This is a genomic window from Flavobacterium sp., from assembly GCF_029242675.1.
In the GTDB taxonomy this organism is placed as follows: domain Bacteria; phylum Bacteroidota; class Bacteroidia; order Flavobacteriales; family Flavobacteriaceae; genus Flavobacterium.
In genome coordinates, this window is the sequence record NZ_JAQWTM010000156.1 from 1 (window position 1) to 9,013 (window position 9,013).

Below are 9,013 nucleotides of genomic sequence, written 5' to 3' on the forward strand. Positions count from 1 at the left end.
GTAGTCTTGATTAAAAACAAAAAAACCCAATCTTTTCAGATTGGGTTTTTTAATAAATTGAGAAAATCAATTATGCTTCAACTTCGAATGGAAGGATTGAAACGTATGATTTGTTATCTCTTTTCTTTTGGAACTTAACAACTCCATCTACTCTTGCGTGTAGTGTGTGATCTTTACTAATGTAAACATTTTCACCTGGATTGTGTTTTGAACCTCTTTGTCTTACGATGATGTTTCCAGCAATAGCAGCTTGTCCACCAAAAATCTTAACGCCTAGACGTTTTGATTCTGATTCTCTACCATTCTTCGAACTACCGACACCTTTCTTGTGAGCCATGACGTATTAGTTTAAATATTGTTAATAATTAATTAGACAGCTTTACCACCGTTTAATTCATCTTGTAATTTTTTCAATTCATCCATTTTTCCATCTGCAGCTAATTGAGCTTGTTGCGCCCAAGTAGTTGGATCTAAATGAGATAACTTAGATGTTGATGCCTCTAAAATTTCTTTTACAGACTCAGCACTTGATTTAGCTAATTTTTTGAAAGTATCAATACCAGCAGCAACTAATGCTTCAGCGGCTTTTGGTCCAACTCCTTCAATTAACTTCAAATCATCTCCTTTTTTAGATGCTTTTGGAGCTTTAGCCTCAGCTACTTTTTCTGCTTTTGGAGCAGCTTTTTTAGCACCTGACCCAGAAATACCCTCAATCAAAATTTGAGTAAGATATTGTCTGTGACCATTTCTCTTTTTGTATCCTTTTCTTCTTTTCTTTTTGAAAACGATAACTTTATCACCTTTTAAGTGTTGTAACACTTTAGCTTCTACTGAAGCACCTTCTATAGCTGGGGCGCCTAAAGTTATGCTACCATTGTCATCTAATAAAAGAACTTTGTCAAAAGAAACTTTTGAACCTTCCTCATTAGCTAGACGGTGAACATAAACCTTTAAGTCTTTGCTTACTTTAAATTGTTGCCCTGCTATCTCTACGATTGCATACATACCAAATTGATTTATTGATTTTTAAGGTTGCAAATATACAATTATAAATTTAGTATGCAATCAGTTGCTTTAAAAAAATATACAAGTTTTATTATAGGTTGATTTTCAACGCTTTTTATCTTTTACAAATTACTTCATGAAGTCATCTTGAAGGCAACAACCTTAAACAAACTATGTTACATTTCTGATAAAAAAATTATTATTTAGTGTAACAATAATAGTAACATTGCGACATATAGTCAAACACAAATTCACTAACCAATATGAAAAAATCAATAATGGCTTTAAGCGCCGCACTTTTAATCGGAGGAGCCGCATCTGCTCAAAAAGTAGTTTTTGAAGAGTACACCATGGACAACGGTTTGCATGTAGTACTTCAAAACGACCCTTCGGCACCTGTTGTAATTACCTCAGTAATGTATCACGTAGGTTCTAAAAATGAAAACCCAGAACGCACTGGTTTTGCTCACTTTTTTGAACACTTATTATTTGAAGGTACTGAAAACATTAAAAGAGGCGAGTGGTTTAAAATCGTAACCGGAAACGGAGGTACTAATAATGCTAATACTAGCGATGACCGTACCTACTATTACGAAGTATTCCCTTCGAACAACCTGGAATTAGGTTTATGGATGGAAGCAGAACGTATGCTACACCCTATCATTAATCAAATAGGTGTTGATACTCAAAACGAAGTGGTAAAAGAAGAGAAAAGATTACGTTTTGACAACTCTCCTTACGGACAAATCATACCAGAAGTAAAGAAAAACATCTTTAAAAACCATCCCTACCGTTGGACTACTATTGGATCTATGGATCATTTAGATGCAGCAACTTTAGAGGAATTCCAAGCGTTTAACAAAAAATTCTACATGCCTAACAACGCAGTTCTTGTTGTAGCTGGTGATTTTAAAACAGACGAAGCTAAACAATGGATTCAAAAATACTTTGGTAAAATCGAGAAAGGACCTGCTATTGAAAGACAAACTTTTGTAGAAGAGCCAATTACTCAAACGATCAAAGCAACATTTGAAGACCCAAACATCCAAATTCCGATGGTGGTGGCTGCTTATAGAACACCATCAATGAAATCACGTGATGCAAGAGTGTTAGACTTCATCTCTACTATACTAAGTGATGGTAAAAGTTCTCGATTATACAAAAACATCGTAGACGATAAAAAAATGGCTCTACAAATAGGTGCTATTAACAATAGTCAAGAAGATTACGGTATGTATATATTGTATGGCTTACCACAAGCTCCTTTTACATCAGAACAAATATTATCAGAAGTTGACGCTGAAATAGTAAAGTTACAAACGGAATTAATACCAGCTAAAGAGTTACAGAAGTTGCAAAACAAATACGAAAATCAATATGTAAACAGCAATGCTAGTATTGAAGGAATTGCTAGTAATCTAGCTACCTTTTACATGTTGTACAAAGACATCAACTTAATCAACACTGAGATTGATATCTACCGTAGTATTACACCTGAAGAAATTAGAACTGTTGCAAAAAAATACCTAAACCCTAACCAGAGATTAGTATTGGATTATTTGCCAAAAACAGAAAAAGCAACTAAATAACATCGAAAAATCATGAAAAAAACAATATATATATTATCCAGTCTATTTTTGACTCTCGTTATGCAAGGACAAGTAATTCCGCAGCCACAATCAACATCAGTTCCTTCTATTAAAATTGGTAAGTCTACTAACTTTGAATTGAAAAACGGACTGAAAGTAATGGTGGTTGAAAACCACAAACTACCGCGAGTATCCTACAGTCTTAGCTTAGACAATATGCCATATGCCGAAGGAGACATCAAAGGTGTAGCTGACATCACTAGCCAACTTATTGGTAGTGGATCAGCGACAACCTCTAAAAATGCTTTTAATGAAGAGGTTGACTTTTTAGGTGCTAATATCTATTTTAGTTCAAACGGAGCAGCTGCAAGTGGATTATCTAAATACTCAGATAAAATCTTAACCTTAATGGCTGACGGTGCTTTAAACACTGTTTTCACTCAAGCTGAATTTGACAAAATACAAACCAAACTTTTAGAAGGAATCAAATCACAAGAAAAAAGTGTTCCTGCTGTAGCTGGAAGAGTCGTTGACGCATTAGCTTTTGGTAAAAACCACCCTTCTGGAGAATATTTAACTACGGAAAGTGTTTCTAAAGTGACCTTGCAAGACGCAATCAACAATTACAAAACCAACTTTGTACCAGGTAATGCTTACCTAGTTATCGTAGGTGATGTTAATACAAATGATGTAAAGAAACTAGTAACTAAACTTTTTGGTTCTTGGAAAAAGGCTTCAGCACCACAACCAACGTACCCTGACCCTAAGAATGTACAACAAACGCAAATTAACTTTGTTGATATGCCAAACGCAGTACAGTCAGAAATTGCTCTAGTGAACACCGTTAATTTAAAAATAACAGACAAACAATATTTTGCAACTATACTAGCAAACCAAATTCTTGGTGGTGGTGGTGAAGGACGTTTGTTTTTAAACTTACGTGAAAAACACGGTTGGACATACGGATCGTATTCAGATATCGGATTTGGAAAATACGTGCAAAAATTCAGCTCTACTGCTTCAGTTCGAAATGCAGTAACAGACAGTTCAGTTGTTGAGATATTGAATGAATTGAAAAGAATGAGAACCGACTTAGTTTCAGCAGATGACTTAAAAAATGCAAAAGCGAAATACATTGGAAACTTTGTTATGCAAGTTCAAAAACCAACTACAATCGCTCGTTATGCTTTAAATACGCAAACACAAGATTTACCGTCTGACTTCTACGAAAACTACATTAAAAACATTAATGCAGTAACCGTACAAGATATCAAAGACGTAGCTAATCGTTTTTTCCTAGCTGATAATACTCGTATTGTTATTGCTGGTAAAGGATCAGAAGTAGCGGCAAGTTTAGAAAAATTAAAAATACCGATGTACTACTTTGATAAGTACGGAAATCCAGTAGAAAAACCAGTTTTCAAAAAAGAAGTAGCTGCAGGAGTAACTGCTAAAACCGTACTTGACAATTACATCACTGCAATTGGAGGATTAAAAGCAGTACAAGCTGTTAAAACCATTGCTATGGTAGGACAAACAGTAATTCCTCAAGCACCAGCCCCTTTAACATATACATCAAAAGCGGATGCCAAAGGAAAAGTATTTGTTGAGTTAGCGATGGGACCAAATAGCATGATGAAACAGGTTATAAACGAAACAAGCGGGTACATAGTTCAACAAGGACAACGTATGGATATTACCGGAGAGCCATTAGCTGAAATGAAAAAAAGTGCCGTTTTATTCGAAGAGACAGTCTTAGCAAGCAAAGCTGGAGTTACTCTTGAAGGAATCGAGACATTCAATGGTAAAGAAGCTTACGTAATTAAAAACGGTACTACTAAGCTGTATTATGATGTAACAACTGGTTTAAAACTTGCTGATGCCAAAACAATGGATCAAGGAGGACGATCAATTACACAAACCAATAGCTACGGTGACTATAGAGCTGTTAAAGGTGTTAAAGTACCTTATAACATTATTCAGAATGTAGGTATCGAATTAGATATCAAAATCTCTGAAGTAAAAATCAACGAAGGAGTTACTGACACAGACTTTAAATAGTCTACGATCTAAGCAATAAAAAATGGCTGTCGGTTTATAACTGACAGCCATTTTTGTTTATATCAAAATGTATTATAAACTATAGAAACTATTTTTTTGCCGATAAATACACCCCTACTAAAATAATCAAAGCTCCAAAGAATTGAACAATTGTCAACATTTCGTTATCCAGCAATCCCCAAAAGAAAGCTACTACTGGAATCAAATAAGTCACCGAAGTCGCGAAAACCGGCGACGAAATTTGAATTAATTTAAAGAATAAAATATTAGCAATACCCGTTCCTACTACTCCCAAAATCATTATAAAAAAAATAGATTCTTGCGCTTGTGGTACTTGGATAACAGTAGCAAAACCCGTTGAAAACAGAATCACTAATGACGGAAACAACAAAAACAAAAAGTTCCCTGTAGAAATACTCAAAGGTGATAAGTCATGCAAATAACGCTTGATCAGGTTCACGTTTACTGCGTAGCAAATAGCCGCAATAATAACCAATATTGCATAGTAATAATTTTGATTTGGATGGTTCATCGCCCCATTAAAAACCAACAGCAAGCTACCACAAAGACCAATTAAAACTCCCCACATTTGCCTGCGCTGAAACTGCACTCCAAAAAAAACAGCTCCTAAAACTAAAGTATTTAGCGGCGTTAAAGAATTTAATATGGCGGTTACTGAACTATCTAATTCGGTTTCAGCAATTGCAAAAAGAAAAGCAGGTACAAAGGTCCCAAATACTGAAGTTAAAGCAATAAACTTCCATTTGACCTTTGGGATTTTAGATAAACTCTTAAAACCGATTAGCAGCAAAAAGAAAGCAGCAAACACAATTCGCAATGAACCCACTTGAATTGCTGATAAGCCTAGTAATCCCTTTTTGATTAAAATAAAAGAACTCCCCCAGATTAAGGAAAGTACTATTAGATAACCCCATTTTAATTGTTTTGATTCCATTACTATAATTTTTTGTCAAAAATCTAATAATTTTATGGAATACCCCTAATTTTTTAGAGAAAAATTAATTTAAAACTACTTCCACTTTAAAGTTTCTAATAAGTGCTGCATGTCATTTTTAATATAACTTGCTGCTGGCATAATCGAATCAAAATTGGGTTTTGCGTAGAAATAAACAGTGCCTTGAACGAAATGCTTCGTACTATCCGTAGCATAAAACTGGGAATTTGTCGCTGCATTACCGTCAACTTGGTAAAACATACCATAAACTTTCTTTTGCGGATTTAAGTACGGTTGTTCCAAGATATCATCTGCTTTGATTACGTGCTTGTAAGTAAGTGTTTGAGCATCTTTTAATAAGGCATTAATATCATTCTTTACCGGTTGATAATTCAGGTAAATGGTAGCCTTCATTTTAGGATAGGTAATCGTAAGCCCGCAATCTTTCTCGGCCTTTATGATCGCATCGGCGTTCATTTCAAAAGTAAACGGACAATTGTTTTCAAAATTAGCGTAAGCCGCCATCGGGTAATCCAATCGCAAATAACTGGACGGCTTAGGAATTACATCATCTTTACAACTCGTCGTTGAAACTAGCAAAATACATCCCAAAATTGCAATGAAAATGCGGCTACTGCTATTTTTAAAACTAAGCATCAATAGTAACTTTTATTTGTTTAATTCGTTTTTTATCTACCACTTCTACGGTGAATAAACAGTTTGCGAAACTAATTTTATGTCCTTTGGCAGGGAAATTTCCGGAGATCTCTAAAATAAATCCGGCTAGCGTCTCCGCTTCTCCTTTTCTTTCTTCAAAAACATCTTCATCAACATCAACGACTCTGTAGAAATCCCTTAAATTGACTTTCCCTTCAAAAAGGAAGTTTCTATCATCAATTTGAGAGAAATTTATATCCTCATCATCAAACTCATCACTAATATCACCAACAATTTCCTCGATAACATCCTCTAATGATACTAGTCCTGAAGTACCGCCATATTCGTCAACCACAACGGCTAAATGACTTTTCATACTTTGAAAGTCCTTCAATAAATTATCTAGTTTCTTATTTTCAGGAACGAAAAAGGGTTCTCTGATTAAAGTTACCCAATCAAAATCGTCTTTGTTCAAATGGGGCAATAAATCTTTAACGAATAAAATTCCTTCTATTTGATCGATATTGTCGCGGTAAACCGGAATTCTGGAGTATCCTTTTTCAATTATTTTAATGTAAATCCCTGCAAAAGTCTCTGTTATTTCTAATCCAAAAACATCGATTCTAGGACTCATTACCTGCTTGGTATCGGTATTACCAAATGAAACAATTCCTTCTAATATTTTTTGCTCTTCGCTTGAAGTATCATCAGATGACGTTAATTCTAATGCTTGAGACAGTTGGTCTACAGAGAAATTTGTTTTTTGCTTTCCGAGTTTATTGTGCAAATAAACCGTTGAATTTCGCATTGGGATACTAATTGGTGACAAAACGCTGTCTAAAAAGGAAATTGGCAAAGCAACAATACTAGCAAATTTCAAGTTGTTTCTACTGGCATATACTTTGGGCAAAACCTCGCCAAAAAGTAACAATAAAAAAGTCACTACGATAACTTCTAAAATAAATTTTAAAACAGGTGAGGTAACTGCGGCAAAAAGACCGCCTCCAATAAAGGAAAACAAAATTACAACGCCAATATTAATAAAGTTGTTTGCTACTAATAAAGTTGCCAAAAGCTTTTTGGGCTTACTAAGAAGATCCACTAATATTTTCCCTTTGGTAGGATTTGCTTGAACTGATTCATCAAGGTCTTTTTGCGTAAGCGAAAACAAGGCTACTTCGGCACCTGATACTAGGGCCGAGAAAAAAAGCAATACAGCTATTCCGGCAAAACCAAACACTAGATCGAAATCAATAGCGTATGCAAAATTTAAACTGGGCTCTGGGTCCAAATTAAAAAAGATTAGTTAAACAATCAAAACGGCAAATCATTGATAGGTAAGCCGTTATTCTGGGGGTCAAAGTTAGTGTTTTTTGGCGATTCAGTGCCGGGAATTTGTTTGTTGTTTTCATTGCCTTTTTTAGTGGTCAAAAAAGTAAATTCCGTTACTTGTATTTCGCTTGCGTATTTTACGGTACCATCCTCTGTTTGCCATTGACGCGATTTGATACGACCCTCTACATATATCTTATCTCCTTTACTTAAATACTTCTCGCACATCTCGGCTGCTTTATTGCGCACAACCAAATTATGCCACTCCGTAGAAGTAATTTTTTCGTTGGTTGTTTTATTGATATACACTTCATTCGTGGCCAATTGAAAACGACCAATACAATTTCCTGCATCAAAATAGTGCATTTTAATATCATCACCTAAGTGACCAATAAGCATAACTTTATTTAAGGTTCCGTTCATTATAATAAGTGGTATTTAATCAAAGATACATTTTTTTAAAATCACTCTATTTCCTTTTCAATAAAATTATGAATTACAATTGGGAACGGATATGTTTTCAACTCAGCAGCACGAATTGCTCCGTCAATTGCTACCGATAGCTTTACTTTCCAAAATTTGATATACAAATGTTGATGTGATAACTTATGAAGAATACTATTACTGTTACATTCTTCAACACTAATAACATCGGACGCGGTAAAATGCTCCTTAGTGATTCGGTTTGAAATCGTGTCAAAATCTTCCTCTTTATCGGTTTCTATTAATGGAAACTCATATAAATTATGCCAAATTCCTTTAGCTGTTCTTTTATTAATAACAATATTATCATCAACATCAGCGACCACAATATAATTAAAGTAGCGATTGCGAACTTTGATTTTCTTTGACTTCACCGGCAAATCACTCACTTTGCCTTTTTGCAAGGCGGCACAACTACTATTAAAAACACAAACACTGCAGTTAGGATTTTTAGGAACACATTGCAAGGCTCCAAACTCCATTATAGCCTGATTGAAGGAAGCGGGATCCTTTGCAGGCATTAACGCTAAGGCGAGCGCAGCAAATTCTTTTTTGGCTGAAGCCAAAGCAATATCCGTTTCCACATCAAAATAGCGAGACAATACTCTAAAAACATTTCCATCAACAACAGGCACCACTTCATTATAGGAGAAAGAGGCAATGGCAGCAGCAGTATATTCGCCAACTCCTTTAAGGTCAAGAAGGTCTTTGTAGGTTTTAGGGAAAACCCCGTTTAACTCAAAAGCTATATGTTGTGCGGTTTTATGAAGGTTGCGCGCTCTGGAATAATACCCCAAACCTTGCCATAATTTCAGTACTTGATCTTCATTGGCTTTAGCCAAATCAAAAACAGTAGGAAAAGCGCTTGTAAAAGATAAAAAATAAGGCGTACCTTGCGCTACTCTCGTCTGTTGTAACATGATTTCTGAGA

Annotated in this window: 9 protein-coding genes; 2 read left to right on the forward strand and 7 right to left on the reverse strand. The window is 35.1% G+C overall.

Annotation, left to right across the window (positions count from 1 at the left end; translation table 11 throughout):
• Positions 1–70: 70 nt before the first annotated feature.
• Together rpmA and rplU are read right to left on the reverse strand one after the other, a co-directional pair.
• A complete protein-coding gene (gene rpmA / locus P8M54_RS06170) occupies positions 71–337 on the reverse strand; it encodes a 50S ribosomal protein L27 (protein WP_026709571.1) in 267 nt (88 codons plus the stop codon).
• 32 nt (positions 338–369) lie between these two features.
• Positions 370–1,005 carry a 50S ribosomal protein L21 gene (rplU, locus tag P8M54_RS06175; protein ID WP_300286311.1) on the reverse strand — a complete coding sequence of 212 codons (636 nt, stop codon included), beginning with the start codon at positions 1,003–1,005 and terminating at the stop codon, positions 370–372.
• Between the two features lie 263 nt (positions 1,006–1,268).
• Between rplU and P8M54_RS06180 the strand changes: the two genes are divergently transcribed.
• Entirely contained in the window at positions 1,269–2,594 is a 1,326-nt protein-coding gene (locus P8M54_RS06180; protein ID WP_300286313.1) for a pitrilysin family protein, read from the forward strand.
• A 12-nt stretch (positions 2,595–2,606) separates the two neighbouring features.
• On the forward strand, positions 2,607–4,655 hold the full coding sequence (locus P8M54_RS06185) for a pitrilysin family protein (protein WP_300286314.1): 2,049 nt from the start codon (positions 2,607–2,609) through the stop codon (positions 4,653–4,655).
• Positions 4,656–4,743: 88 nt separating this feature from the next.
• Here the strand turns inward: P8M54_RS06185 and P8M54_RS06190 are convergent, their stop codons facing one another.
• The 5 genes from P8M54_RS06190 to mutY all read right to left on the reverse strand — a co-directional run.
• The gene (locus P8M54_RS06190) at positions 4,744–5,610 is read right to left on the reverse strand and encodes a DMT family transporter (protein WP_300286316.1); all 867 of its coding nucleotides are present in this window, start codon (positions 5,608–5,610) and stop codon (positions 4,744–4,746) included.
• Positions 5,611–5,685: 75 nt separating this feature from the next.
• The gene (gene gldD / locus P8M54_RS06195) at positions 5,686–6,267 is read right to left on the reverse strand and encodes a gliding motility lipoprotein GldD (RefSeq protein ID WP_300286318.1); all 582 of its coding nucleotides are present in this window, start codon (positions 6,265–6,267) and stop codon (positions 5,686–5,688) included.
• A complete protein-coding gene (locus P8M54_RS06200; protein WP_300286319.1) occupies positions 6,260–7,558 on the reverse strand; it encodes a gliding motility-associated protein GldE in 1,299 nt (432 codons plus the stop codon). The genes gldD and P8M54_RS06200 overlap by 8 nt, the downstream gene beginning before the upstream one ends.
• A gap of 23 nt (positions 7,559–7,581) precedes the next feature.
• The gene (gene ssb, locus P8M54_RS06205) at positions 7,582–8,022 is read right to left on the reverse strand and encodes a single-stranded DNA-binding protein (protein ID WP_300286321.1); all 441 of its coding nucleotides are present in this window, start codon (positions 8,020–8,022) and stop codon (positions 7,582–7,584) included.
• Positions 8,023–8,063: 41 nt separating this feature from the next.
• Positions 8,064–9,013 (reverse strand): A/G-specific adenine glycosylase (gene mutY / locus P8M54_RS06210; RefSeq protein WP_300286323.1); only part of this gene is annotated, 950 nt, incomplete at its 5' end.